Origin of the sequence: Neorhizobium sp. JUb45 (genome assembly GCF_004343585.1) — a bacterium.
Taxonomy (GTDB): domain Bacteria; phylum Pseudomonadota; class Alphaproteobacteria; order Rhizobiales; family Rhizobiaceae; genus Neorhizobium.
The window spans coordinates 229,100-253,944 of sequence record NZ_SLYW01000002.1 but is presented as its reverse complement, the minus strand read 5'-3'; the positions used below and the strand labels follow the sequence as shown (position 1 = coordinate 253,944).

General features: G+C 61.9%; 24 protein-coding genes. 7 read left to right on the top strand and 17 right to left on the bottom strand.

Annotated features, from left to right (window positions below):
- Both EDF70_RS07850 and EDF70_RS07845 read right to left on the bottom strand, forming a co-directional pair.
- The gene (locus EDF70_RS07850) at positions 1 to 1,362 is read right to left on the bottom strand and encodes an EAL domain-containing protein (protein WP_132272810.1); all 1,362 of its coding nucleotides are present in this window, start codon (positions 1,360 to 1,362) and stop codon (positions 1 to 3) included.
- A gap of 84 nt (positions 1,363 to 1,446) precedes the next feature.
- Positions 1,447 to 3,144, bottom strand: coding sequence for a response regulator (locus tag EDF70_RS07845; protein WP_165931963.1), 1,698 nt, complete (start codon positions 3,142 to 3,144; stop codon positions 1,447 to 1,449).
- Between the two features lie 294 nt (positions 3,145 to 3,438).
- Here EDF70_RS07845 and mutL point away from each other — a divergent pair, with 294 nt between their 5' ends.
- Both mutL and EDF70_RS07835 read left to right on the top strand, forming a co-directional pair.
- A complete protein-coding gene (gene mutL / locus EDF70_RS07840) occupies positions 3,439 to 5,313 on the top strand; it encodes a DNA mismatch repair endonuclease MutL (RefSeq protein WP_132272808.1) in 1,875 nt (624 codons plus the stop codon).
- Positions 5,314 to 5,601: 288 nt separating this feature from the next.
- The gene (locus EDF70_RS07835; protein WP_132272807.1) at positions 5,602 to 5,835 is read left to right on the top strand and encodes a DUF2093 domain-containing protein; all 234 of its coding nucleotides are present in this window, start codon (positions 5,602 to 5,604) and stop codon (positions 5,833 to 5,835) included.
- On the opposite strand, the gene lpxK is transcribed toward EDF70_RS07835, so the two are convergent.
- From lpxK to EDF70_RS07805, 6 genes are all read right to left on the bottom strand, one after another.
- A complete protein-coding gene (lpxK, locus tag EDF70_RS07830) occupies positions 5,836 to 6,867 on the bottom strand; it encodes a tetraacyldisaccharide 4'-kinase (RefSeq protein WP_132272806.1) in 1,032 nt (343 codons plus the stop codon).
- A 64-nt stretch (positions 6,868 to 6,931) separates the two neighbouring features.
- Positions 6,932 to 7,645 (bottom strand): HAD family hydrolase, encoded by a 714-nt coding sequence (locus EDF70_RS07825; RefSeq protein WP_132272805.1) that lies wholly within the window; start codon positions 7,643 to 7,645, stop codon positions 6,932 to 6,934.
- A 6-nt stretch (positions 7,646 to 7,651) separates the two neighbouring features.
- On the bottom strand, positions 7,652 to 8,968 hold the full coding sequence (gene waaA / locus EDF70_RS07820) for a lipid IV(A) 3-deoxy-D-manno-octulosonic acid transferase (protein ID WP_132272804.1): 1,317 nt from the start codon (positions 8,966 to 8,968) through the stop codon (positions 7,652 to 7,654).
- Positions 8,969 to 9,129: 161 nt separating this feature from the next.
- Positions 9,130 to 9,372 (bottom strand): DUF4170 domain-containing protein, encoded by a 243-nt coding sequence (locus EDF70_RS07815; RefSeq protein WP_132272803.1) that lies wholly within the window; start codon positions 9,370 to 9,372, stop codon positions 9,130 to 9,132.
- A 73-nt stretch (positions 9,373 to 9,445) separates the two neighbouring features.
- Complete coding sequence (locus EDF70_RS07810; protein WP_132272802.1) at positions 9,446 to 10,240, bottom strand: 3'(2'),5'-bisphosphate nucleotidase CysQ; 795 nt, start codon at positions 10,238 to 10,240, stop codon at positions 9,446 to 9,448.
- Position 10,241: 1 nt separating this feature from the next.
- The gene (locus EDF70_RS07805) at positions 10,242 to 11,588 is read right to left on the bottom strand and encodes a TldD/PmbA family protein (RefSeq protein WP_132272801.1); all 1,347 of its coding nucleotides are present in this window, start codon (positions 11,586 to 11,588) and stop codon (positions 10,242 to 10,244) included.
- Between the two features lie 111 nt (positions 11,589 to 11,699).
- On the opposite strand from EDF70_RS07805, the gene EDF70_RS07800 reads away from it, so the two are divergent.
- Entirely contained in the window at positions 11,700 to 13,523 is a 1,824-nt protein-coding gene (locus tag EDF70_RS07800) for a monovalent cation:proton antiporter-2 (CPA2) family protein (protein WP_132272800.1), read from the top strand.
- A 4-nt stretch (positions 13,524 to 13,527) separates the two neighbouring features.
- Here EDF70_RS07800 and EDF70_RS07795 read toward each other — a convergent pair whose 3' ends face one another.
- The 5 genes from EDF70_RS07795 to EDF70_RS07775 form a co-directional block, all read right to left on the bottom strand.
- Positions 13,528 to 13,977 carry a HEPN domain-containing protein gene (locus tag EDF70_RS07795; RefSeq protein ID WP_132272799.1) on the bottom strand — a complete coding sequence of 150 codons (450 nt, stop codon included), beginning with the start codon at positions 13,975 to 13,977 and terminating at the stop codon, positions 13,528 to 13,530.
- Positions 13,967 to 14,326, bottom strand: a complete 360-nt coding sequence (locus EDF70_RS07790) for a nucleotidyltransferase domain-containing protein (RefSeq protein WP_132272798.1) — start codon at positions 14,324 to 14,326, stop codon at positions 13,967 to 13,969. The genes EDF70_RS07795 and EDF70_RS07790 overlap by 11 nt, the downstream gene beginning before the upstream one ends.
- 80 nt (positions 14,327 to 14,406) lie before the next feature.
- Positions 14,407 to 15,300 carry a patatin-like phospholipase family protein gene (locus EDF70_RS07785; protein ID WP_132272797.1) on the bottom strand — a complete coding sequence of 298 codons (894 nt, stop codon included), beginning with the start codon at positions 15,298 to 15,300 and terminating at the stop codon, positions 14,407 to 14,409.
- A 13-nt stretch (positions 15,301 to 15,313) separates the two neighbouring features.
- A complete protein-coding gene (gene rsmD / locus EDF70_RS07780; RefSeq protein WP_132272796.1) occupies positions 15,314 to 15,874 on the bottom strand; it encodes a 16S rRNA (guanine(966)-N(2))-methyltransferase RsmD in 561 nt (186 codons plus the stop codon).
- 6 nt (positions 15,875 to 15,880) lie between these two features.
- On the bottom strand, positions 15,881 to 18,058 hold the full coding sequence (locus EDF70_RS07775; RefSeq protein WP_132272795.1) for a pseudouridine synthase: 2,178 nt from the start codon (positions 18,056 to 18,058) through the stop codon (positions 15,881 to 15,883).
- Positions 18,059 to 18,214: 156 nt separating this feature from the next.
- On the opposite strand from EDF70_RS07775, the gene EDF70_RS07770 reads away from it, so the two are divergent.
- On the top strand, positions 18,215 to 18,667 hold the full coding sequence (locus EDF70_RS07770) for a nucleoside deaminase (protein WP_132272794.1): 453 nt from the start codon (positions 18,215 to 18,217) through the stop codon (positions 18,665 to 18,667).
- A 184-nt stretch (positions 18,668 to 18,851) separates the two neighbouring features.
- On the opposite strand, the gene EDF70_RS07765 is transcribed toward EDF70_RS07770, so the two are convergent.
- Together EDF70_RS07765 and ileS are read right to left on the bottom strand one after the other, a co-directional pair.
- A complete protein-coding gene (locus tag EDF70_RS07765) occupies positions 18,852 to 19,478 on the bottom strand; it encodes a hypothetical protein (RefSeq protein WP_132272793.1) in 627 nt (208 codons plus the stop codon).
- Between the two features lie 143 nt (positions 19,479 to 19,621).
- Complete coding sequence (gene ileS / locus EDF70_RS07760) at positions 19,622 to 22,531, bottom strand: isoleucine--tRNA ligase (RefSeq protein ID WP_132272792.1); 2,910 nt, start codon at positions 22,529 to 22,531, stop codon at positions 19,622 to 19,624.
- Between the two features lie 141 nt (positions 22,532 to 22,672).
- On the opposite strand from ileS, the gene EDF70_RS07755 reads away from it, so the two are divergent.
- From EDF70_RS07755 to EDF70_RS07745, 3 genes are read left to right on the top strand one after another with little or no spacing between them, the layout of a single operon-like run.
- Positions 22,673 to 23,017 carry a hypothetical protein gene (locus EDF70_RS07755; RefSeq protein WP_132272791.1) on the top strand — a complete coding sequence of 115 codons (345 nt, stop codon included), beginning with the start codon at positions 22,673 to 22,675 and terminating at the stop codon, positions 23,015 to 23,017.
- A 1-nt stretch (position 23,018) separates the two neighbouring features.
- On the top strand, positions 23,019 to 23,216 hold the full coding sequence (locus EDF70_RS07750; protein WP_132272790.1) for a DUF1902 domain-containing protein: 198 nt from the start codon (positions 23,019 to 23,021) through the stop codon (positions 23,214 to 23,216).
- Positions 23,209 to 23,403: a hypothetical protein gene (locus EDF70_RS07745; protein WP_132272789.1), complete on the top strand. Its 195-nt coding sequence runs from the start codon at positions 23,209 to 23,211 to the stop codon at positions 23,401 to 23,403. The genes EDF70_RS07750 and EDF70_RS07745 overlap by 8 nt, the downstream gene beginning before the upstream one ends.
- A 177-nt stretch (positions 23,404 to 23,580) precedes the next feature.
- Here the strand turns inward: EDF70_RS07745 and EDF70_RS07740 are convergent, their stop codons facing one another.
- Entirely contained in the window at positions 23,581 to 23,820 is a 240-nt protein-coding gene (locus EDF70_RS07740) for a BrnA antitoxin family protein (protein ID WP_132272788.1), read from the bottom strand.
- 4 nt (positions 23,821 to 23,824) lie between these two features.
- Positions 23,825 to 24,829 (bottom strand): bifunctional riboflavin kinase/FAD synthetase, encoded by a 1,005-nt coding sequence (locus EDF70_RS07735; RefSeq protein WP_132272787.1) that lies wholly within the window; start codon positions 24,827 to 24,829, stop codon positions 23,825 to 23,827.
- Positions 24,830 to 24,845: the final 16 nt, after the last annotated feature.

Genomic DNA, 24,845 nt, shown 5'->3' with positions numbered 1-24,845 from the left:
TCAGGCGGTGATGCGCTCGATGCGGGCGAATTCGCGGTAATGCGCTTCGAGATAACGCAGCGTCGCCATGCTGTCGGCCGGGCGGCCGTAATAATAACCCTGCCCCATGCCGCAGCCGAGCGCTTTCAGCTTTTCAGCCTCACCAATCTGCTCGATACCTTCGGCGACCACCTGAAGGTCAAGGCCATCACACATGGCGACGATCGCCTTGATGATATGTTCGGAGGCGCGGTCGGTGGTGATGCGCGACACGAAGGCGCGGTCGATCTTGACCTTGTCGAAGGTGAAATCACGCAGCCGCCCAAGGCTGGACTGGCCGGTGCCAAAGTCATCGAGCGAGATGCGCACACCGGCCTGACGCAATTCGGTGATGATGCGGTGGGCGGTGTCGGCCGAGGTCATCACCGCGGTTTCGGTGATTTCCAGCTCGACGCGGTTGGGATCGAGACCGACGCGGGCAAGCGTTTGCAGCATGGACTGCGCCGTGCCGGGATCCATCAGCTGCGCCGAGGAGAGATTGAACGAAAGGAACAGTTCGCGTGGCCATGAAAGTGCTGCTTCCGCCGCCTTGCGCAGCAGCGTTTCCGACAGCGCGTCGATGAACCCGCGCTCTTCCGCCAAAGGCACGAAGGCGGCGGGCGAAACAAAACCGAGATCGGGGTCGATCCAGCGGGCCAGCGCCTCGAAACCGAGCACGGCGCCATCGCGCAGGCGCACGATCGGCTGGAAATGCACATCGACCGCATCGGCGATGATGGCGTTGCGCAGTGCCTGTTCCAGCTGCGTGGCGCGCTTCATTTCCTGGGCGATTTCCTGGGAATAGACGGTGATCTGGCCACGGCCACGACGTTTGGAGCGGTAAAGCGCGGTTTCGGCGCTTTTCAAAAGATCCTCGAATTCCTCACCGGCAAAGGGATAGATGGCAAAACCGAAGGAAGAAGACAGGCGCACATTGCGATCGCCGAGATCGTAGGGAGCAGACAGCACATCCTTGATCATCTGACCGATGCGCTCGGCACCGTTCTTTTCGAAGACCAGCGGAAACACGAAGGCAAACTCGTCGCCGTCATGACGGGTGACGGTGGCGCCGTCGGGAATGCAAGCTTTGAGGCGATGGCCGACCTGACAGAGGATCTCGTCGCCGGCTTCGGCGCCGAACAGGTCGTTGATGGGTTTGAAACCGTCGAGATTGGCGATGCAGATGGCAAAGGGTGCAGGATCGTCGGCGCGTTCGGCCGCCAGCATGCGCACCTTGTCACGCAGGCGGTAACGATTGCCGAGCCCTGTCAGCGGGTCGCTGTAGGCCATGGCCTGCAACTCGTTCTGGCTGACCTGAGGCAACTGGGCGCCTGCCAATTTCATTTCATGATCCCGTATCACCTTCTGGCTGAAAGGAGGATGAGACGAAAAGATTAAGAAAACTTCAGCGTGCGGATGCACAGCTGATCAAACCGACCGGTTCTGCGCCTTTTCTTCTTCGCCGCCCATGCCCAGCGCCGTGAACACCGCCTCGACGGCATCGCTGCTGACCGGCTTGATGATGACCGCATCCATGCCGGACTGCTGACACTGTTCGCGATCGTTTTCGAATGCCGGTTGCAGGACGCCGATGACGACGGTGGCACCGGAGCCGCCTTCCAGATCACGGATGCGACGGGTGGCTTCGAAACCGTTCAGCTTCGGCAGGGTGATATCCATCAACACGGCGCGCGGCTTCTGTTCCTGCCAGATCCGCACCGCCTCTTCGCCATCCGTGGCGATGACATAACGATAACCGAGGCCTTCGAGGATCTGCGAAAAGACGATCTGGTTGACGGCATTGTCTTCGGCGACCAGCACATCGATCTGCTGTTGGCCGGAAATCTGCCAGTCGCCCTGGTCTTCGATCTGCGGCTCGTCTTCCGCCTGCACGGTCTGAGACTGCGCACTGCGTGTCTCGCCGAGATGGCGTTCGATGGCGGTAATCAGTTCGCCGCGCATCTGGAAGGGTTCGAGAGCCAGCACGTCGATGCCGTATTGGCCGGCTGTCTCGATGCAGCCGATCTCCATGGCGCTGTCGATGACGACGAGATCGACAATGACCTTGGCATCGGCGGCGATATCGAGAAAGATTTCCAGTTCGGCATGGCTCGTCACCCGTGAGCAATCGACACCCGCCTTTTGCAAGCTGGCAATCGCTGCTGCCGCCAGTTCATCCTCGGCGGTCGCCACCAGTATTCTGGTGTTTTCGGGAATGTGCATCGGCGGCGATGGCGGTCGGCGGCCGCTGGCATGGGACGAGATGACGCCAGCCTCGGAGAAATCGAGGCTGGGGGGCATGTCGGCCGGCGGCGGCGCAAATTCGGTATCGGCAAGCGCCGAAATATCCTGAATGACGGAAACGACGAAATACCGGCCCGGCTTGCCGATGCGATACCGGCTGGTAACGATCGAGGCCTCGCGGCCATCGGCGCGGATCATCTGTTCCGGCGTGACGATGGTGAGGCCGGTGTCCATCACCTGACGGGCGGTGTCGTCCAGACGCTCGACGAGATCGGTCCTGTGCAGGTCCGACAGGCGACGGCCGAGAATGGCGGTGGCCGGCAGGCCGTAGAGATCACAGGCCGCCTTGTTGACGGCGACGAACTGGAAATTGCGGTCCTTGACGAGCACCGGCACCGGCAGATTGTCGAGAATATCCTCGGTGACCTGCACGCGTTCCATATCGGCGCGCCACTGATCTTCACGCTTCTTGGTTTCCGACACGTCGCGGACGATGCACACACCATAACCGGAGGACAGGCGGCGTTTGGTATAGGAAATCCAGCGCTCGGCGCCGCAACGCTCCAGCGTTTCCGAGCGTTCCTTCCACAGGGTGGCGATCTGCTCGGCCACCCAGTCCTCGCGGCGCAGCGGCGAACGATGCGGCCGGTTCAGCGCATCGCGGCCGGCGAGCTTGCCCGTATCGTGGATCGAACCGAAAAAATCGCGCATGCGGGTGCGCGGCGCGGGCATGATGGTGGGGAAAAAATTGCGCAGTTGCGGGCTGGCGAAAACGATCAGGTCGTCGCGGTCATAGACCAGGAACGCCCCCGAAATGGCTTCGGAAACGACATCCAGCATGGCGGATTGAATGTTTGCGTCGTCAGACGTCAAATCATCCATCAAAACGTCTCCTGCACCCCACATGGCGCCCCGGCGAAAGCCGGACCGCAGAACCTGTCGATCACCTCAACCCTTGTCTTGACGCCCGACGGTGACGATCTTAGAGGATCGGTTATCGGCGTTTCCGGCTTGGGCGCCCCGATCGCCGCAAGGCAATGAGGAAAAGATCGGCAGGCATGATATACCCGCCGCAGATGTAGCGCTTTTGTCTTAAAGTCGAATTAATCGTCGCATTTTGGCCAGCCGCTTCGGCCTGGCCTTTGCAGGCGTCCACGAATCCGGGAAAATGGCGCCATGCCAGTCAAACTGCTTTCAGAAACGCTGATCAACCAGATCGCCGCCGGCGAGGTGATCGAGCGTCCGGCCAGCGCCGCCAAGGAACTCATCGAAAACGCCATCGATGCCGGCGCGACCCGTATCGAGATCGCCACGGCCGGTGGCGGCAAGAGCCTGATGCGCATCATCGACAACGGATCCGGCATGAATTCGGCCGATCTGGAGCTTGCCGTGCGCCGCCACTGCACCTCCAAGATCGACGTTCATCTCGACGATATCCGCACGCTCGGTTTCCGTGGCGAGGCGCTGCCTTCCATTGGCTCCGTCGCGCGGCTGACGATCACCAGCCGCCAGCAGGGGGCGCCGGAAGGTTATGAAGTGAGTGTTGTCGGCGGCAAAACGTCGGCCGTCAAACCGGCCGCGGCCAATGCCGGCACGGTTGTCGAAGTGCGCGACATCTTTTTCGCCACCCCTGCCCGCCTGAAGTTCCTGAAAACCGAAAAGGCCGAGGCCGGTGCGATCACCGAAGTGGTGAAGCGCATGGCGATCGCTTTCCCGAAAGTGCGGTTCGTGCTGTCGGGTCCCGACCGGTCGACGCTGGAACTGCCGGCCACCGGCGATGATCATCTCGCCCGCATGGCGCAGATTTTGGGCGCAGAGTTCAAGGACAATGCCATCGAGATCGATGCCGCACGCGAGGACGTGACGCTGACCGGTTTTGCCGGCGTGCCGACCTTCAACCGTGGCAATTCCGGCCATCAATACATGTTCGTCAACGGCCGGCCGGTGCAGGACAAGCTGCTGCTGTCGGCCATTCGCGGCGCCTATGCCGAAACCATTCCGTCCGGGCGGTATCCGATCGCCGTGCTTTCCATCGGGCTCGATCCGGCGCTGGTGGATGTCAACGTGCATCCGGCCAAGTCCGATGTGCGTTTTCGCGATCCGGGTCTGGTGCGCGGGCTGATCGTCGGCGCGATCCGGCAGGCTTTGGCACGCGAGGGGGATCGTGCGGCAACGACCGGCGCAAGCGGGTTGTTGCGGGCATTCCGGCCGGAAGCGCCGGGCGGGTATCAGCCGTCCTATCAGCCGCAGGGCCAGCCTGCGCAATCTGCCGGTGTTGGCGGCGGTTGGGCAAGCTCGCGTTTTGCCTCTTCGGCGCCGAGCCAGCCTTGGAGTGCGGCAACCTCCCCGTCACGTCCATTCCAGCAAACCGGTTTTGCCGAACGCCAGAGCGGTTTCGACGCCATGACCATGCCGAGCGCGCGGGCAGACCGTTTCGAGGCGCCGAGCATTGCCGAAGACGCGCCGATCCGCCACCGGCTGGGGGCAGCCAGGGCGCAGCTGCATGAAAACTATATCGTCGCGCAGACGGAAAACGGTCTCGTCATCGTCGACCAGCATGCGGCGCATGAACGGCTGGTGTTCGAGGCGATGCGCAAGGCGCTGGATGCCGACCGGCTGCCCTCGCAGGTTCTGCTCATCCCCGAGATCATCGATCTGCCGGAAGAGGATTGCGACCGGCTGATGGTGCATGCCGATGCGCTCGACCGGCTGGGGCTGGCCATCGAACGGTTCGGCCCCGGCGCGATCGCCGTGCGCGAAACACCTGCCATGCTGGGCGAGGTCGATGCCTCCGACCTGATCCGCGACCTTGCCGACGAGGTGGCGGAATGGAACACGGCGGGCGGGCTGAAGGGCCGGCTGGAACATGTGGCGGCAACCATGGCCTGCCATGGTTCGGTGCGCTCGGGCCGTCGTTTGAAGCCGGAAGAGATGAATGCACTGTTGCGCGACATGGAAGCGACGCCGGGATCGGGCCAGTGCAACCATGGCCGGCCGACCTATATCGAATTGAAGCTGACGGATATCGAGAAGTTGTTCGGGCGCAGTTGAGGGTGGTGGGTGGCAACGGCGCCGCAAACATCTTCTCCCCATCGGGGAGAAGTGCCGGAGCGCCAGCGAGGCGATGAGGGGGCCACACGGCAACACGTTTATGTGGCTTCGCCCCCCTCATCCGACCCTTCGGGCCACCTTCTCCCCGCTGGGGAGAAGATATCCTGAACAAGCCGCACCATATCCACCCCAAAACGAATGCCGCCTCAGCCCCTTCCCATCCCCTCACCTTCGCGGTAATCACCAGTCATGATTTTCGGGTCAAAGATTTTCGGCAGGAGACGCAGGATGAACCGTTTTGAAGGCGCAGGTTTTCGCGAGGCAAAACTTCGCTACCTCGACGGCGATTACCAGATCATCACATCCGGCTCGTTCGTCATCTGCGCCATGACCGGTGCCAATATTGCGCTCGACGAGTTGCGCTACTGGAGCGTTGCCCGTCAGGAACCCTATGCCGATTGCGCCGCATCGCTGGAAGCCGACAAGCGCGCCGGCATTTTGCCCAACCAGAAACGCGCCTGATTATTTCGCCTTCAAGAGCCGCTGGCGGCAATGGGCGATGGCCGCATCGATGATGTGGCCAGGTGCCTGCGGATCGTCGAACACCATGTCGATTTCCACCACGGTGGTCTTTTCCGAAAGTTCCTGTGCCTTGCCGGAATGACCGGTCAGCCGCACCGCGTCCTTGGATGTGGTAACCGGCAGAAGATCCTGCTTCGCCGCATCGTTCAGAAGATCGGCGATCTCGTCCTCAGTAAAATAATGATGATCCGGGAAGGCGCGGCGCTCGACGATGGCCGCGCCAAGGCTCATCACCGTGCGATAAAATTTGTCCGGATCGGCAATGCCGACATAGGCAAATACATGACGGTTGACCAAAGACGGGTCCGGCCGCGGCACGACGGATGCCACATGCACCGCCTTGCCCGCCCTTGCCGCCTGCCGCACAAGCGCATCCGCGGCCGGGCCATTGCCAACCTTGAGAATGGCCGAGAGCTGGTGCATTTGCTCCGAAATCGGCGCACGCACCGGGCCGCCGGGCACGAGATGGCCGTTGCCGATGCCGCGATTGCTGTCGATGACGACGAGCGCGAAATCCAGTTCCAGCCGGGCACTCTGGAAACCGTCATCCATGATGATGATATCGGCGCCTTCCGAGACCAGCCTTTTCGCTCCATCAACACGGCGACGGGAGATCACCGTCATCGCCTCGCGCGCCAGAAGCAGCGCCTCGTCACCGACGGCATCGGCGCGGTGGTGATGCGGATCGACGACGGTGACAACATCGAGCGAGCCGCCGTAACCGCGGCTCAGAAATCCGGGTTTGAGGCCACGCGCGATTGCGGCACGGGCAATGGCGATCGCCGTCGGTGTCTTGCCGGCGCCGCCGACGGTGAAATTGCCGATGCAGATCACGGGAATGGGAACGCTGCCGCGCCGCGCCTTGCGCATGCGGGCACCTGCGATACGACCGTAAAGGTATGAAATCGGGGACAGACCCCAGGCGCGCCAATCGGCCTTTGTCCACCAGAAGGGCGGCGCTTCGGAAACCATCTTTACTCTCTGCTCTTGCCTGTTTCCCGGCTTAAAAACTTCAGAACCGCTAAAAAGGCAAGATTTACGGCAAAAGATCTTCAATCAGGGTAATATCACCAAGCACTATATCAGCCAGCGGCGACAATGTTTCGGTGGTGCCGGTGCCGGTCAGCACCGCAACGTTCAGGCCTGACCCTGCCGATTGCCCGACATGCATGTCGTGTTTGTTGTCGCCGACCATGGCGACCTCGGCCGGTTCCACACCGACCGCACGGGCAAATGCCAAAAGCATGCCCGGTTCCGGCTTCACACCATGGCCACTGTCGTAACCCGCGACAAAATCGAGATATCCGGCAAAATCGAAACGCTCGGCGGTGGCGCGGATGGCGGCCTCGTTATCGCTGGAGGCGACGCCGAGCTTGAGGCCACGCGCCTTCAGCCGTCCAAAATAACCGGCAAGATCGGCGGCCGGCACGGAATATTCGGCAGATCGCAGGAAGAGCGCGTCGAGCTTTTGCGTAAGATCGACTGCATCCAGCGGCGAACCGGCAGCAACAAGCCCGCGGGCGATATCGGCGGCGCTGCCGGCGGCAAACAGGCTGTCGGCGCGGGTGTGGCCGGAGGCTTCGTCCATGCCGCCTGCGCAAAGAAGTGCGGGTTCGAGCACGGCATCACCGGCGGCGGCAATGCGGGCCGCCTCGCGGTTCACCGGCCCCCAGCTTTCGTCGTAGCGCAGAAGCGTGCCGTCCTTGTCGAACAGGATAGCCTTGATCGCGGAGAAATCCCGATTGCCCATGCTGTTTTACTGCGCCGCGGTCTTGGGCTGCAGGGCAGCGGAAACGGCGAGCGGATTGATATAGGGTTCCAGCGCCTTGACGGTGGCAGACAGCGCGCCGCGCATGTCCTGAATGGCCTCCTGGCCGGCATCGATCATGTTGCGGCGGGCAATATCGTTGGTCAGCAGGTAATGCACGGCCTTGGCCAGCATTTCGTTATCGCGGATCATGCGCGCGCCACCCTTGCGGATCAGCTGCTGATAGGTTTCGCGGAAATTCTGGACATTGCTGCCGGAGAGAACCGCGCAGCCGAGCATGGCCGACTCGATCGGGTTCTGCCCGCCTTCGGCCGTCAGCGAGCGGCCGACAAAGGAGACTTCGGTGAGGCGCAGATACATGCCCATCTCGCCGATACTGTCGCCGAGAAAGATATCGGTGTCCGGCGTGATGACATCGTTTCGGGAACGACGGGCGACCTTCAGGCCCTGCTCGGTCAGCATGGTCTCGATGGCATCGCCGCGCTCGGGATGGCGCGGCACGATGATGGTGAGCTGGCCATTGCGGGGTTTGAGCGCACGGTGAACGGTGGCGGCTGCGGTTTCCTCGCCATCGAAGGTGCAGATGGCGGCCCATGTCTTGCGGTTGCCGATCTGCGCCCGGTAGGTTTCGACGACGGCAGGATCAGCCGGCGGCGGATCGGTATCGCCCTTCAGGTTGCCGGAAACGGTGACCGGCCAGGCGCCGAGATCACGAAAACGCTCGGCATCGACCTCGGAGCGGGCAACAACCAGTGCCATCTTGCCGAAAAGCTGTTCGGCTATGCCGGAATAGCCTTTCCAGCGATCGAACGAACGATCGGAAATACGGGCGTTGACGCGGATCTGCGGGATGTGGCGACGGTTGAGCTCGGCGATCGTGGTCGGCCAGATTTCGGACTCGGCGGTAATCGCCGCATCCGGGCGCCAGTAATTGACGAAACGCTTGATGGCGAACTTGATGTCGAGCGGCACATATTGATGGATAACCTCGTTGCCGAGGCGGTTTTCCACCAGAGCTGCCGAGGTGACGGTGCCGGTGGTCAGCAGGACATGGATGCCGCGACGGCCGAACTCGCGGATCAGCGGAATGACGGCGAGCGTTTCGCCGACACTTGCGGCATGCACCCAGACGAGCGGCCCGAACGGGCGCGGCTGGCTGGCATAACCGAAACGCTCCAGCCGGCGCTGGCGGTCTTCCTTGCCCTTGACGGTGCGGTAGGCGAGATAACTTCCGGTGAGCGGATAGGCGAGGATGCCGACGACACGGTACCCGGTCAAAGCGATGCGCGCCAAGCCCTTGCTCATCGCATCATCCCCTGATCCGTCGCCATCAATGTCAATTGCCCAGCCCCTAGCATGTATTGCTTATAGCGTCCGCGTTCTGCTTTACAAATACGTCAAAAAAAGGGGGGCTGCAGTATAAGAACCGATAACCACAGCTATCGGTTCCGACTACACCGCAAACGTCAGAGGCCGGTCGACTTCGGGTCGAGCAGGCGATGCATATGCACGATGAAATAACGCATGTGGGCGTTGTCGACCGTCTGCTGCGCCTTGGCCTTCCAGGCAGTGAGGGCAGTGGCATAATCCGGGAAGATTCCGACGATATCGAGCGCGGACAGATCGCGGAACTGCACATCGGTGAGGTCGGAAAGCTCGCCTCCGAAAACCAGATGCAGAAGCTGTTTCTTTTCGGTGGTCTCGGTCATGTCGATCTCTCAATACGTGTCGGCTGGATGGCTTGCCTTATTTGGTTGTCATTGAGGGATTTCCCTCCAAAGGTCAACCGGAATGGGCTTGACGCAACAGGCTTTTGATAACCGATTCGCCACCGGCAAAGAGTGTTGCGTGCTTCACGGTTTCGCGATTGTAAACGAGGCGGGCACCATCCGTATCGACAAGGCTGCCACCTGACCGGGAAAGGATCAGGTCGGCTGCCGCCAGATCCCAGTCATGCGAATTGCGGGCAACCAGCGTGCCATCGATACGGCCATCGGCCACCATGGCAAGCCGGTAGGCAAGCGACGGCACATGTTTCACCCGGCTGAGCAGCTTGCGGTATTCCGGCTCGAATTTTTCCACCATCTCGGCAGAGGCGGCAATGTTGAGCACATCGTCGGGACGGTGGACGGCAACCGAGATCGCCTCGCCATTCTTGAGCGCCGGACCATCGAGAGCCGCCGAAAACTCTTCCTGCAAGGCCGGTGCAAACAATACGCCCGCAACCGGGCTTCCCTGATGCACAACCGCGACGCTGACGCACCAGTTGGTGGCGCCGTTGATGAAACCGCGCGTGCCATCGATCGGATCGACAACGAACACGGTTTGCGCCGACAGCCGCGCCCGGTCGTCGTCGTTTTCCTCCGACAGCCAGCCATAGTCCGGCCGCGCCTTGGTCAGCAGGTTCTGCAGGCAATCATTGGCGGCAAAATCGGCGGCGCTGACGGGCGATTGCCCGCCATTCTTCCACCAGACTTCCGGCGACTGGCCGAAAAAACCGAGCGCAATCTCGCCTGCAGCCCGCGCGGCTTCACGGATGAGGTCGAGATCGGCGTTCCAGCGGTCGCTTTCCATCATGTCACCGTCCGGCCAGAGTCATGCCCTCGATGGCAATGGTCGGCGAGGCAACACCGAACTTGCGGTCGATATCGTTTGCCGGCGTCAGCCGCATGAACATGTCTTTGAGATTGGAGGCGATGGTGACTTCCGAAACGGCAAAGGACAGTTCGCCATTCTCGATCCAGAAGCCGGTGGCGCCGCGCGAATATTCGCCGGTAATCATGTTGACGCCTTGGCCGATCAGTTCGGTCACGTAAAAGCCGTTGCCGATCTGGCGGATCAGGTCCTGCGGGGCGATATCGCCCGGCTCCAGCGCCAGATTGGTGGAGGCCGGCGAGACCGACGTACCACCACGCACGCCACGGCCATTGGTGGGCAGGCCAAGCTCACGGCCGGTGGAGGTGGACAGGAACCAGTGTTTCAAAACGCCGTCCTCGATCATCACCAGGCGCTCGCCCGAGATGCCCTCGCCATCGAAGGGGCGCGAGGAGGAGCCGCGCACGACCAGCGGATCATCGGTGATGTGCAGACCGGATTTCAGAACCTGTTGTCCCATCTTGTCGCGCAAGAAGCTGGTCTTGCGGGCGACCGAGGCACCATTGATGGCGCCGGCGATATGGCCGACGAAACCGCGGGCAATGCGCGGATCGAACACCACCGTGACATTGCTGCCGGTATCGACCTGACGCGGGTTGACGCGCTTGACGGTGCGCTCACCGGCGCGGCGGCCGATCAGCGCCGGATCGTCGAGATCGGCGTAATAGAGGCGGCTGTCGAAATCGTAGTCGCGCTCCATCCTGGTGCCTTCGCCGGCAATGACGCTGACGGAATGGCCGAAACGGCTGCCCATATAGCTGCCGGAAAAACCGTGCGAGGTGACGAGAACGAGACCGCCGGCACCGGCGGATGCACCGGCGCCCGAGGAATTGCTGACGCCCGGCACCTCAAGCGCTGCCTGTTCGGCGGCAAGGGCTGCGTCACGCAGCTGGTCGGTCGACACTTCGGTCGGATCGTAGAGTTCGAGATCGGCGTAAGAGCGCGCCAGATTGGCCTCCTCGGCGAGGCAGGCATAGGGATCTTCCGGCGACACTTTGGCCATCGACACGGCGCGCTCGGCCAGAACCTTGATGTCGAAACCGGGATTGGCCGACACGCTGGCGACCCTGTTGCCGACAAAGACGCGCAGGGCGAAATCATCGCTTTCGGAGGCTTCCGTGCCTTCGACCTTACCGAGGCGGACACTGACGGAACGCGAACTGGAGCGGATGACGACGGCATCGGCCTTGTCCGCACCCGCCTTGATGGCGAGGTCGATCAGTTGCGAAGCGCGGGAGAGAAGAGTTTCGGAATCGATTTCAGCGGACATGTGCAGGCCTTTCATTCCGAATCCATTTATTGTGCACTACATGACGCATCAAGGGCGTACCAGCGATTCTTGGGGGCCGCCCTCTTCACTCCTGCATGATGAGCACCAAAAATGGCCGCGCCAGAAACCCTGTTCACCGAAACCTTGCTGTTGCTCGGCGGCGCCGTGCTGGCCGCACCGCTGTTTCGCAAACTGGGTCTCGGCACCGTTCTCGGTTATCTGGCGGCCGGCGTCGTCATCGGCCCGATCCTGCACACGATCACCGATGCCGGCGAGGTTCTGCATGTGTCGGAACTCGGCGTGGTGTTCCTGCTGTTCATCATCGGACTGGAACTGAAACCCTCGCGCCTGTGGCAGATGCGGGGCGACGTGTTTGTGCTCGGCACGGCGCAGGTGGTGATCACCGGCCTCGTCCTCTCGGCGCTTGCCTATCTGACCGGCATTGCCGGATGGCGCGGCGGGCTGATTGCCGGTTTCGGACTGGCGCTGTCCTCCACCGCCTTTGCGCTGCAGATCCTTGCCGACAATGGCGATACCAATACCCGTTATGGCCAGCGGGCGTTTTCCATCCTGCTGTTTCAGGATCTGGCAATCGTGCCGCTGCTGGCGCTGGTGACCATTCTCGGCTCCGGGCCGGGCGAAGATACGACGCCGCTGCTGCAGGATTTTGCGGTGGCGATCGGCGCGATCGGCGCCGTCATCCTTGCGGGCCGTTATCTGCTGACGCCGATGTTCCAGATCATTGCCCGTACCGGCGCGCGCGAGGTGATGATTGCCGCCGCCCTGCTTGTCGTGCTCGGATCGGCCGCCGCCATGCAGGCTGTCGGCCTCTCCATGGCGATGGGCGCGTTTCTGGCTGGTGTGATGCTGTCGGAATCCTCCTACCGGCACGAACTGGAAGCCGATGTCGAGCCGTTTCGCGGCCTGCTTCTGGCGCTGTTCTTCATGGCGGTCGGCCTGTCGCTGGATCTGTCGGCGATTGCCGGCAACCTGATGATCATCCTGCCCGCCGTGCCGCTGTTCATGATCGTCAAGGCGACGGTTCTCTACAGCATATCGCGGCTGTGGGGATCTTCGCATGCGGACGCGGTGCGCATCGCCTTCCTGCTGCCGCAGGGCGGCGAGTTCGGGTTCGTGCTGTTTACCACGGCCACTGCCGCCGGCCTGTTGTCGCCGGGGGCCGCCTCGCTGCTGATCGCCAGCGTCACCATCTCGATGGCGCTGACACCGCTTGGCGCGCTTTTGGGCAAACGGCTGATCGGCAAGGAGGAAGGGCAGCGCGAGGAACTGGAGGAGGATTTTGAAGGTGCCGGCGCCGATGTGCTGATCATCGGCTTTTCCCGTTTCGGCCAGATTTCATCGCAGATCCTGCTGGCCGGCGGCCGGTCGGTGACGGTCATCGACGACAGCCCGGACCGTATCCGTCAGGCGGCGCTGTTCGGTTTCCGCATCTATTTTGGCGATGGCACCCGCCGTGACGTGCTGCAATCGGCCGGCATCGAAAAAGCCAAGATCGTCGCGGTGCTGACCCAGAAGCGCGAAACCACCGACCGTATCGTCGACCTGATCGCCAAGGAATTTCCGAGCACCCGCCTGTTCGTGCGTTCCTATGACCGCATCCACACGATCGCGCTGCGCGGCAAGGGCGTGGAGTACGAGCTGCGCGAAACGCTGGAATCCGGCCTGCTGTTCGGACAAAAGACGCTGGAAGCGCTGGGCATGCCGGAAAACGATGCGGAAGCGATCGGCGACGATATCCGCAAGCGCGACGAACAGCGGCTACAGCTACAGGCGGTGGAAGGCATTTCCGCCGGAAGAGACATGCTGCACAACCAACCGGTCAAACCGGAACCGCTGATGAAGCCGAAACGCGGCAGCGTGGGGGAAGAGGTGGCGACGGAAGAGGCCGCCAAGGTGGCGATCGGGAAGTGGTGAGGGATCAGCGGCGGGGTGGTGTCGAGGACGTTGCCGGAATTCTGTCGCTCGCCGTCAGGCCGAAACCGAAATGAGAAGCAACCTCGTTGAGTATCTGCGCCACGGTTTCCATTGCCGCCCCAAGTTCAGCCTGATCCGCCTTTGCCGGAAGACGACCGGCATCTTTCGGGTAGCGATACGTCGTGGCGTAGATCGTCAGGAACAAAACGCTCGAAAAACGCGGCTTGAACAAGTTGGCATCGGGTAGAAGCCCCTGCAGCACATCGAGACGGTGCGCGTCTTTCCGCTCAGCTCGAATTCCTTCAGAAGTCAGAAGAGCGATGAGGATTTTCTCTGCCGCCTGTTGGGTATGATATGCATCATTGCGGTTGCCGATTGCGAAGAGCGCACGAGCAGCTTCGATGTCCTCATGAGCCAATCTCAACGCATTTGCGATGTGAAGATCAGCGGACATTCAAAACAATACCGTCATCAACGATATGACTTGCAGCCGAGTTTGCAACGCTTAGATCAGCACGGAAATCGGACAGCCGCGTACAGGACACATCGGCGTAGACACCTGAGCCTTCCTGAACGCGCCAGCCCAGCATCGGCGAGAACAAGCTTTCGGGAGCATCGTCGGGGACTATGACCTTCAGGTCCCAGTCGCTTTGGGCGGTAGCTTCACCGCGAGCCTGGCTGCCGTAAAGAACGACATCGACCGGGTCGTATTCGTGCCGAATGCGCGCCAGCAAAATCGTCAGCTCCGGAAAACTCCCCGGCGCTGCCACAGGCCTTTTCAAGATCTCTGCAACGACACTCATGGCCGGTCCAAATTATACGCGCTCGCCGCGAATATAGCCTGTCCAAGGCCTGTATTCCAGAGCGTTTGCAAGACGCCCCCCTACCCGCTCGCCGTCACCTTCCACAAGGCATCGATCGAGCGCTTCAGCTCGTCCTTGATCTCGCTGGCCTCATCGAGGATCTCGCCCACCTTGTGAAAATCGAGAATGCCGAAGCGGGCGACGCGGGGGCGCAGGAAAATGTGGGGCGGGTGCAGCTTCAGTTTCAGCGCGATACAGCCCTGCATCATCAGCTGGCTTGAGCCGAAAAGGCTGTCGATGCGGTTGGGCATATGGGTGCCGTCGCCTTCCGGGCCGCCGACGACATCGACGCCGATGACGATGTCGGCGAGATCGAGAAGGTGGTCATAGGGGATGGGGTTCAGAATGCCGCCATCGACCATGATGCGGCCGTTGACATGCACCGGCATGAACAGCGCCGGAATGGCGGCGGAGGCAGCAATCGCCGGCAGCAGGTCGCCTTCTTCGAGGATGACCTCTTTCTGGCCGTAATAATCCGTCGCCGTCACCTTCAGCGGAATATGCAGTGCGTCGAATTTTTCCGGCACGGCCGCCGGCAGAAAGGCGCCGAGGATCGGTTCGAGGTTGAAATGGCCGAGCTTGAAGCCACCGATGCGGTCGCGCATGCTGGCCGGGCCGAGTGCCCAGAGCCGGTTGGCGATGAGGCGGCGGTTGCCGACGGTTGCCTTGGTATAATCGCGGATTTCGCGGCCGCGCATGCCGGCCGCCATGCCGGCGCCCATGATGGCGCCGATGGAGGAACCGGCAATCGCCACCGGGCGAATGCCGAGTTCATCGAGCGCTTCGATGATGGGGATATGGGCGATGCCGCGTGCACCGCCGCCACCAAACGCGATCGCCACCCTTGGTTCTGTTCCCGCCTCTCTGGCCGACTGAAATGCCGAAGCATGCGGGATGGAGAGGCGGGTGTTCATCGAAGAAAAATCCTCAGCTCGGCTGGTAGCGGAAGAAGTCTATCCGCGTATCGCCGAAGGAACGACTTTCGAGCGGCTTGAAACAGGCATCGACCGTCACCGTTACATCGGCACGCTCTTCCAGAATTGCAAGCGCGCCGGGCGCCAGCCAGCCGCCCTCATGGGCGGAGAGAAGCGCCGCCTCGCCGAGCCCCTTGCCATAAGGCGGGTCGGCGAACACGAACTGGAACGGCTCGATATTGTTGGCCGTGCCGAGCTTGGTGGCATCGCGCCGCAGGATGCGGGCGCGGCCATGCAGGCCGAGGCTTTCGATGTTTTCCCACAGAAGGCCACGACCTTCGACGCCATTCTCCACGAACAGCGCCGAACGGCAGCCGCGCGACAGGGCTTCAAGCCCCACCGCGCCGGTGCCGGCGAAAAGATCGAGAACACGGCACTGATCAACGGCCTCGGGATAAACGTGGCCGATGATGTTGAACAGGCTTTCGCGCGTCCGGTCGATGGTCGGCCGGATATCGTTCGACTTCGGAGCAGCCAATGCGCGGCCGCGGAATTCACCGCCTACAATCCGCACTTGGCCTTACCCTCTCGGCGTGCGCGGCTTAGCCCCGCCTGGTCGTCCGCCGGAGCGGGGAGCACCACCGGGTTTTCCACCGCCGCCGGGCTTGCCGCCAAAGGACTTTCCGCCACCTGGCTTGCCACCACCGGGCTTGCCACGGCCACCGGCCGGCTTGCCGCCGAAACCGGGTTTGCCACCGCCAAAGCCACCGGGCTTGCCGCTGCGGGGACGATCACCCTGCGGGCGGTCGCCGTAAGGGCGATCACCGGCCGGACGCTCCGAACGGCCCTCGCCACCGAAGGCACGCGCCGGACGCTCGCCACGATCCGCGCGATCTCCGCGCGGTCGGTCGCTGAACGGACGGTCGCCGCGGGGCCTGTCGCTGCGCGGGCGGTCACCCTCTTCGCGTGGCTTGCGATCGAAACGCGGCTTGTCGCCGAAGGAGCGTTCGCCACGTGGCTTGTCACCATATGGACGGTCACCGGCGGGACGATCACCACGCGGGCGATCACCCTCTTCCCGCGGCTTGCGGTCGAAACGCGGCTTGTCTCCAAAAGAGCCCTCGCCACGCGGCTTGTCGAACGAACGCTCGCCGCCACGCGCCGGACGGTCGCCGTAAGGGCGATCACCACGGGGGCGGTCTCCTGCCGGACGGTCACCACGGTCACCGCGTGGGCGGTCGCCATCTTCGCGGGGCTTGCGATCGAAGCGGGGCTTGTCGCCGAAGGAACGTTCGCCACGTGGCTTGTCGCCAAAACCGCCGCGCTTGTCGCCACGTTCCGGTTCCGGCGGGCTGTCGGCGCGGATCCAGTCGCTGTCGCCTTCGACGCGATTGATGACGATCGGGCGGTCGTTCTGCGGCGCCGGCTTCTTGAATAGCTGCTCGGCTTCGCTGCGTGCGGAAACCTTGCGGCCGCGGTCATCGGTGGTCGGGCGGGCGCCGGGCGCCATCCAGACATTGGCGGTGCGGCTGGTGCCGAGCGCCGGGCGCTTCTTGGGACGCTCTTCGCCTTCGCCATCCCGGCCGCGATCGGCAAAACCACCACGCGCGGCACCTGGCCCCTTGTTGCCAAAGCTTTTTGGCCCACGATCGCCAGCGGGCTTGGGGCCACGCGGCTTGTCGCCAAAACGATCGTCGGAACGACGCTCTGCGGGCTTTTCACGGTTCCAGTCTCCACGCTCGGAGCGATCGTCGCGTGCCGGGCGCTCGTTCCGGTCGGGGCGCTCCTGACGTTCAGGCTTGCCACCGCGTGCCGCCGGTGCTTCCTCGGTATCGACGGCATTGCCATAGATCGGCGCGTCGAAATTGGCCTTGGCATCGGCAATGAGGCGCGGACCAAGCTGATCGCGCAGCATGCGGCCCTTGACCTCGACGACGCGACCTTCTTCCAGATCACCTAGCTGGAACGGGCCGTAGGAGATACGGATCAGTCGGTTGACCTCGAGACCAAGCGCGCCGAGCACGTTCTTGATTTCGCGGTTCTTGCCTTCGCGCAGACCCATGGTGATCCACACGTTGCGGCCCTGGGAACGGTCGAGTGTCGCTTCGATGGAACCGTAGAGAACGCCGTCGACGGCGATACCGTCCTTCAGCGTGTCGAGTTTCGCCTGATCTACCTCACCATGGGCGCGCACGCGGTAACGGCGCAGCCAGCCGGTGGTCGGCAGTTCGAGAACGCGCGACAGGCCGCCGTCATTGGTCAGCAGCAGCAGGCCTTCGGTGTTGATATCGAGGCGGCCGATGGACAACACGCGCGGCAGATCGTCCGGCAGGTTTTCGAAAACGGTCGGACGGCCTTCCGGATCGGAATTGGTGGTCACCAGACCGCCGGGCTTGTGGTACAGCCACAGGCGGGTGCGCTCGACGCCGCGGATCGGCACGCCATCCACTTCGATCTTGTCTTCGAAGGTGACGTTGACGACCGGGGTTTCCAGAAGCTTGCCATTGAGGGTGACGCGGCCTTCCATGATCATGCGCTCGATATCGCGGCGCGATGCCACGCCGACGCGGGCAAGGATCTTAGAAATGCGCTCGGGCTTGCCATCGGCTTCCACCGTTGCCGGGGCTGCCGGCAGCTTGCGGGGGGCCTTTTTCACCGGTGCATCCTTGGCCGCTTGCGGCTTCGGGTTGGACCGGGGCTTGATTTCGCGCTCGAAGGGCTTGGGCCCGCCGCGCTTCGGCTTGTCTTTAAAGCTCATTTGTTGTTTGCCTGAAGCGTGATGTATCTCCGGCGTAACACCGGACAGATCATGTTGAGTTTATGTCGCATCATACCCGTTGCCTTGTGCTTCGGGTGACGCAGATTGAACCCGTCCTACCAGTTAGAGTGGATCGGGTTAAGAGGAAATCGCCCAATGACGGGGACAAATCGTTTCATGGACGAGGCTTTGGTCGAGGCAAAACATGCCGGCGACCGTGGTGAAGTGCCGATCGGCGCCGTCATCGTCATGGACGGGCGCATTGTCGGGCGTGGCGGAAACCGCACGCGCGAGACGAATGACGTGACGGCGCATGCGGAAATCGTCGCCATCCGCATGGCCTGCGAGGAACTCGGGCAGGAGCGGCTGAGCGGTGCCGATCTCTACGTGACGCTGGAACCCTGCACCATGTGCGCGGCGGCCATTTCGTTCGCCCGCATCCGCCGACTGTATTACGGCGCACACGACCCCAAGGGCGGCGCGGTGGAAAGCGGTGTGCAGTTTTATGCGGCACCGACCTGCCACCATGTGCCGGATGTCTATGCGGGCCTGAATGAAACGGCGGCGGCGGAAATTTTGACGGATTTTTTTAAAGCACGGCGGGACTAAGGTGCCTCAACGGAAAGGGTGCCAACCTCTCTTCCGTCATCCTCGGGCTTGACCCGAGAATCCACGCGGCACCCACCGAGCGCTTGGCTTTGGGTCCTCGGGTCAAGCCCGAGGATGACGACGGAGGGGAAACCGGGCTTTGCCAGACACAGAGAGGCCGGGAAAAATCCCGGCCATCAAGACTTTACTGGAACGGCTTCCACCAGGCGGAATTCTGCTTGCCGTTGGCTTCGGCTTCCTTCTTGCGGCGGCGTTCCTTGACCTTTTCCGGTTCGCCGAGATCATCGGCATTATCGACCTGACGATATTCGGCCGGCGGATCGGTCAGGAAACGGCGCTGGCCGGAACCGATCGTGCTGCCGGACTTGGCTTCTGCCTTGGCCTGACGGAAAGCTTCCCACTTCTGGCTTTCGGTCAGCTGGCCGCCCTGTCCCTTACCGACTGTGAGCGGCGATACGTAACGCGGATTGTTTTCGTTGGCAGCGGCCTCTTCACGCAGACGCTGGCGGGTCTCTTCCGGCGATTCAGCCCAATTCGGATTGTTTTCGCGGTTGGCCATGGACTGCTGCGGCGCAGGCAGATCGCTTACGCCCTTGCCGGCCACGACCAGACCCGGACGCGGATTGTACCGCACGTCCTTTTTCTTGTCGCCGCCACCAATGGAAACGGCGCTTCCAAGGTCATCAGCCAACTGTTCGGCAGCACTCTTGCTGGTTCCGTAGGTCGGGCTCTGGCAGCCAGAAACACCCGCGAGCACCGCGACGATGGCCGTTACACCAAGGCCGGAACGAAACACCTGTGACGTCTTCATCAAAACCCTTCCAGCCGCGCCCGTCCTCGACGCAAAACGATACCTGTCTCGGCCTGACGGAAAAATCCGGCCAATTTCAGGCAGGATTAACGGATGACTGCGCCAAGCGCAATCATCCGTCGCATTTCAATCAGCCCGACCGATCAACCAAGCTTGCCGAGCCTGGCCAGTTCATGCAGCGCCTCGGCATCACGTGCCGAAACATCCGGATAGGCAGCATCGGAGCCGACATCCGTCGTCACCCGCCACGAACGGGCGCATTTTACGCCTTCCGCAGGCTTCGGCTCGACCGACACGCCCTGAACTTCCGGCAGACGGAAGGCCGTTTCCGGGCCTTCACCTGCGGTGATCGTGATCGCCGAGGTGATGCAGGTTTCCTCGAATTCGAGGCCTTCCAGCGCCTTCAACAATTCGGCATCGGCAACATAAACCACCGGGGCCGCTTCCAGCGACGAGCCGATACGCTTGTCCTTGCGCTCGATTTCCAGAGCGCCGGTGACGACTGAGCGCACCTTGCGGATCTTTGCCCACTTTTCGGCAACAGCTTCGTTCTTCCATTCAGCAGGAACGGTTGGGAACTGTTCCAGATGGACCGATACCGCATCGGCTTTCAGCGACAGCCATGCCTCTTCCGTGGTGAACGGCAGCATGGGAGCCAGCCACGTCACCGTGCATTCAAAAATCTTGCGGATGACGGCGAGCGCCGCGCGACGGCGCAGCGACGACGGGGCGTCGCAATAAAGCGCGTCCTTGCGGATGTCGAAATAGAAGGCCGACAGTTCGATATTGGAGAAATCGATCAGGGCGCGGGCGATCTTCTTGAATTCGAATGCGTCATAGCCCTCACGCACCAGCGCATCCAGTTCGGACAGGCGGTGCAGCATCAGCTTTTCGAGTTCGGGCAGTTCCGCGTAGGCGATCTCTTCGCCATCGTCATGTGCGAGCGTGCCGAGCATCCAGCGAATGGTGTTGCGCAGCTTGCGATAGGCATCGACATTGGTCTGGATGATCGTCTTGCCGAGGCGCTGGTCTTCCCAGTAATCCGTGGTCATGACCCAGAGGCGCAGGATATCGGCACCGCTGTCCTTCATCACGTCCTGCGGGGACACGACATTGCCGAGCGATTTCGACATCTTCTGGCCCTTTTCATCCATGGTGAAACCATGGGTGACGACCGTGTCGTAAGGCGCGCGGCCACGGGTGGCAGCCGATTCCAGAAGCGAGGAATGGAACCAGCCGCGATGCTGGTCGGAGCCTTCGAGATAGACATCGGCCGGCCATTTCAGGTCGGGACGATCTTCCAGCGTGAACGTGTGAGTCGAGCCAGAGTCGAACCAGACGTCAAGAATGTCCATGACCTGGGTCCACTTGGCCGCGTCTTCGCGATTGCCGAGGAAACGCTCCTTGGCGCCGGCGGCAAACCATGCGTCGGCACCTTCGGCATCGAAGGCCTCGAGAATGCGGGCGTTAACGGCTTCGTCCTGCAGGACATTGCCATCTTCATCGGCAAACACGCAGATCGGGACGCCCCATGCGCGCTGGCGCGAAAGCACCCAGTCGGGGCGCTGTTCGATCATGGCGCGCAGACGGTTCTGGCCACCGGCGGGCACGAAACGGGTGTCGTCGATGGCGGAAAGCGCGCGGGTGCGCAAAGTCGTGCCGTCCTTCAGGTCCTTGTCCATATAGACGAACCACTGCGGCGTGTTGCGGAAGATGATCGGCTTTTTGGAGCGCCACGAATGCGGATACTGGTGTTTCAGGCGACCGCGGGCAAACAGCGCGTTGCGTTCGATCAGCGCCTTGATGACGCGGTCGTTGGCATCGCCCTTCTTGCCGTTGTCATCCATGACGCGGCCACCCTCGAAACCGGGTGCATCGGCGGTGTAGGTGCCGCTGTCGTCGACCGGGAACGGGATGCGCGGATCGATGCCGCGGGCTTCGAGTTCCTTGGCCGAGGACATCCAGGCGTCAAAGTCTTCGCGGCCGTGAGACGGCGCGGTGTGGACGAAACCAGTGCCGGCATCGTCGGTGACGTGATCGCCGGCGAGAAGCGGGACAATGAAGTCGTAGCCGAGATCCTTGAGGGGATGGGCAGCGGTGATGGCGCCGAGTTCATCGGCAGAAACGTCACGCAGCTTCTTGAAGGTGAGCTTTGCCTTGGCGGCGGATTCTTCCGACAGGCCATTGGCGAAGATCAGCTTTTCACCCGGACGCGGGCCAAAATCGTTTTCGGCGGTCAGGACTTCATAGAGGCCGTAAGCAACCTTCGGCGAAAACGCGATGGCGCGGTTGCCGGGGATAGTCCAGGGCGTGGTGGTCCAGATGACGACGTGGGCATCGGCCAACTCTTCCGAGCCACCGGCGACCGGGAACTTCACCCAGATCGTGTCACTCTCGTAATCGTGATACTCGACCTCGGCCTCGGCCAGCGCCGTGCGCTCGACGACCGACCACATGATCGGCTTCGATCCGCGATACAGCTGTCCGCTCATGGCGATTTTCAGCAGTTCGCCGGCGATGCGGCTTTCGGCGTGAAAATTCATCGTCAGATACGGGTTGTCGAAATCGCCGACGATGCCGAGGCGCTTGAACTCTTCCGCCTGGATCTTGATCCACTTTTCAGCATAGGCGCGGCATTCCTTGCGGAATTCGATCATCGCGTCGGGCTGCTTCAGGTCAGGCTTTGCCTTGCCCTTGGCGCGGTAATTCTCTTCCTCGATCTTCCACTCGATCGGCAGGCCGTGGCAATCCCAGCCGGGAACGTAGTTGCTATCGTAACCGCGCATCTGGAACGAGCGGGTGATGACGTCTTTCAGGATCTTGTTCAGCGCGTGGCCGATATGGATATTGCCGTTGGCATAGGGAGGGCCATCGTGCAGCACGAATTTTTCCCGGCCGGCAGCGGAGGCGCGCAGCTTCTTGTAGAGATCCATCTCGCGCCAGCGGGCAACGGTTTCCGGCTCCTTCTGCGGCAGGCCGGCGCGCATCGGGAATTCGGTTTCGGGCAGATAGAGGGTTTTCGAATAATCGAGCTTTTCAACGTTATCGGTCATTTTGGGCAATCATCTCTTGGCGCCGCTCAAGGGCGCAATGCGGATAAACACATCGGTGGCGTGGGCGCTTGAAAAAACGCCAAAATCCCGGACCTTCCGGCCGCTGCTCAGAGCGCGCGGAAGGCCGGGCCGATAATTCGTATGATCATCGCGCTGATCATCTGGGCCGACCGGAAATCTGTCATGGACGCGGTTCTTACGGGGTTTTGGCGCGGAAAGGAAGGGGGAATTGGGGCGTGTTTCTCGACTTTCGACGGGCAGCGGATTATAGCTATCGTCATAAGTGTGGAGGCGCTTATGGTGGACAAACCTCAGCCACGGTCAAACGAGCAGATCGTAAGAGATGCCGGGACACCTTCATTCGTCAGTCCGCAGACAAAAACGGATGGCAAGACATCACTCCTCGAGTTTCTGGAAAGCCTCGACCTCTGGGAACTCGACGTGACGCGCGAGCCGGATCGCGGTCGAGACGTTTTCGAGCCATGACATGAAAAGATCGTTCTTCGTGCACGCCATCTGGGATGACGAGGCAAAGGTTTTCTATTCGGAAAGCGATATCGATGGGCTGCATATCGAAGCGCCCACGATGGACGTTTTCGAAGAGGTCGTTCTGGATGTGGCAGCGGATATGATCGCGGCCAACCATCGACCAACTCCAAGCCACAGAGGGATCGAGAATGCCTGATTCAACTGAGCGGCACGATCCGAGCTATGTGGCGTTCATGCGCGCCAAGATTGAGATTGCGCGGGCGGAACTCGCTGCTGGCAAAGGCATTCCGGCAGAAGAGGTCGAGCGGGAGTTTGCAGCCCTCCGCAAAGAGGTAGCTGCGAAGATAAAAAGGAATGCGGACGGCGAGGCTGACTCCCTTTGATCTCCCCCCATGTGGGGGAGATGTCACCGAAAGGTGACAGAGGGGGGTATGCGAGGGTGCGGCAGGTGAATAGCAAAGTGGCATTTACGCGAGGATTACCCCCCTCTGCCCTGCCGGGCATCTCCCCCACATGGGGGGAGATCGGCTGGAGGCATCCCTCAGCAATTCAAAGCAGCTTCAATCCTTCGGGTTTTCCGCCATCACGGCCCGCAGCGCATCGTTGATGCGGTCCTGCCAGCCGGGGCCGTCACCTTGAAAATACTCGATCACCGCGCTGTCGAGCTTGATCGTCACCTGTTCCTTCACCGCAGGCGCAGCGCGCTTTTCGACGGCGGGTGCCGCGGCTTTCTTGACCGGCGCGAACAGGGCTTCGGCGGCATCCTTCGGGTTTGTCGGGCGGCGCGGGGTGGTGGCCATGGTGTTATCCTTCGTTTTTCGCGGTCTGCGCGAAAGCAATGTCGCTATCCAGCGGCCCGAGCGGCGTCACACCGGACAATAGCGCCCTTGCCTCTTCCTCGTCGCGCTTGATCTGGGCGATCAGCGGCTCCAGCCCGTCGAATTTCAGCTCATCGCGCAGGAAGCCGAAAAAGGAGACGGCGCAGACTTCGCCGTAAAGATCGCCGGAAAAATCGAACAGGTAGGTTTCCAGAAGCGGTGCGCCGTCTTCCGTCACCGTCGGGCGGCGGCCATAGCTGGCGACGCCGTCATAAAGCTCGCCATTGGGCCGGCGGAAACGCACGGCGTAAATGCCGTTGCGCAGTTCCGCCTCGCGCGGCAGCGCCATGTTGGCGGTAGGAAAACCGATCTGGCGGCCGAGCTTCTGGCCATCGATGACTTCGGCCTCCACCGTATAACGATAGCCGAGCAGGCCGGCGGCACCGACCATGTCGCCTTCCGCGATCAGTTCGCGGATGCGGCTCGACGACACCACCTCGGCGTTTTCATCGCGAAAGGCATCGACCAGAGAGACGGAAAAACCGTGACGTTCACCGGATGCCATCAGGAAGGCTGGACCGCCCTCGCGGCCCTTGCCGAAATGGAAATCGAAACCGGTGACGACGGCGCTTGCGCCCAGCCAGTCAATGAGAATGGTCTGGATGAATTCTTCCGCCGAACGGCCGGCAAAGTCGCGGTCGAACGGATATTCGATGACCGCGCCAAACCCCATGGATTCGAGAATGCGGGCTTTCAGCGGTGCGGCCGTGAGGCGGCAGACCGGCTGGTCCGGTTTGAAGACGGTGCGTGGATGCGGCTCGAATGTCAGCACGAGGGCCGGCACGCCGCGCTCGGCGGCAAGCTCCAGCGCGCGGTCCAGCACGCTGCGGTGGCCGCGATGCACGCCATCGAAATTGCCGATGGCGATGACGCCGCCCTTCAGATTGTCGGGCAGCGGGTCTTTTTTCTCATTGCGATGGAAGACGGTCATTCCGCAAACATTCCGT

Bases quoted from the DNA above. Each gene is read 5' to 3' on its own strand.
- EDF70_RS07850 (WP_132272810.1), bottom strand. From the start codon at position 1,362: ATGAAATTGGCAGGCGCCCAGTTGCCTCAGGTCAGCCAGAACGAGTTG.
- EDF70_RS07845 (WP_165931963.1), bottom strand. From the start codon at position 3,144: ATGGATGATTTGACGTCTGACGACGCAAACATTCAATCCGCCATGCTG.
- mutL (WP_132272808.1), top strand. From the start codon at position 3,439: ATGCCAGTCAAACTGCTTTCAGAAACGCTGATCAACCAGATCGCCGCC.
- EDF70_RS07835 (WP_132272807.1), top strand. From the start codon at position 5,602: ATGAACCGTTTTGAAGGCGCAGGTTTTCGCGAGGCAAAACTTCGCTAC.
- lpxK (WP_132272806.1), bottom strand. From the start codon at position 6,867: ATGGTTTCCGAAGCGCCGCCCTTCTGGTGGACAAAGGCCGATTGGCGC.
- EDF70_RS07825 (WP_132272805.1), bottom strand. From the start codon at position 7,645: ATGGGCAATCGGGATTTCTCCGCGATCAAGGCTATCCTGTTCGACAAG.
- waaA (WP_132272804.1), bottom strand. From the start codon at position 8,968: ATGAGCAAGGGCTTGGCGCGCATCGCTTTGACCGGGTACCGTGTCGTC.
- EDF70_RS07815 (WP_132272803.1), bottom strand. From the start codon at position 9,372: ATGACCGAGACCACCGAAAAGAAACAGCTTCTGCATCTGGTTTTCGGA.
- EDF70_RS07810 (WP_132272802.1), bottom strand. From the start codon at position 10,240: ATGATGGAAAGCGACCGCTGGAACGCCGATCTCGACCTCATCCGTGAA.
- EDF70_RS07805 (WP_132272801.1), bottom strand. From the start codon at position 11,588: ATGTCCGCTGAAATCGATTCCGAAACTCTTCTCTCCCGCGCTTCGCAA.
- EDF70_RS07800 (WP_132272800.1), top strand. From the start codon at position 11,700: ATGGCCGCGCCAGAAACCCTGTTCACCGAAACCTTGCTGTTGCTCGGC.
- EDF70_RS07795 (WP_132272799.1), bottom strand. From the start codon at position 13,977: ATGTCCGCTGATCTTCACATCGCAAATGCGTTGAGATTGGCTCATGAG.
- EDF70_RS07790 (WP_132272798.1), bottom strand. From the start codon at position 14,326: ATGAGTGTCGTTGCAGAGATCTTGAAAAGGCCTGTGGCAGCGCCGGGG.
- EDF70_RS07785 (WP_132272797.1), bottom strand. From the start codon at position 15,300: ATGAACACCCGCCTCTCCATCCCGCATGCTTCGGCATTTCAGTCGGCC.
- EDF70_RS07775 (WP_132272795.1), bottom strand. From the start codon at position 18,058: ATGAGCTTTAAAGACAAGCCGAAGCGCGGCGGGCCCAAGCCCTTCGAG.
- EDF70_RS07770 (WP_132272794.1), top strand. From the start codon at position 18,215: ATGACGGGGACAAATCGTTTCATGGACGAGGCTTTGGTCGAGGCAAAA.
- EDF70_RS07765 (WP_132272793.1), bottom strand. From the start codon at position 19,478: ATGAAGACGTCACAGGTGTTTCGTTCCGGCCTTGGTGTAACGGCCATC.
- ileS (WP_132272792.1), bottom strand. From the start codon at position 22,531: ATGACCGATAACGTTGAAAAGCTCGATTATTCGAAAACCCTCTATCTG.
- EDF70_RS07755 (WP_132272791.1), top strand. From the start codon at position 22,673: ATGATCATCGCGCTGATCATCTGGGCCGACCGGAAATCTGTCATGGAC.
- EDF70_RS07750 (WP_132272790.1), top strand. From the start codon at position 23,019: ATGAAAAGATCGTTCTTCGTGCACGCCATCTGGGATGACGAGGCAAAG.
- EDF70_RS07745 (WP_132272789.1), top strand. From the start codon at position 23,209: ATGCCTGATTCAACTGAGCGGCACGATCCGAGCTATGTGGCGTTCATG.
- EDF70_RS07740 (WP_132272788.1), bottom strand. From the start codon at position 23,820: ATGGCCACCACCCCGCGCCGCCCGACAAACCCGAAGGATGCCGCCGAA.
- EDF70_RS07735 (WP_132272787.1), bottom strand. From the start codon at position 24,829: ATGACCGTCTTCCATCGCAATGAGAAAAAAGACCCGCTGCCCGACAAT.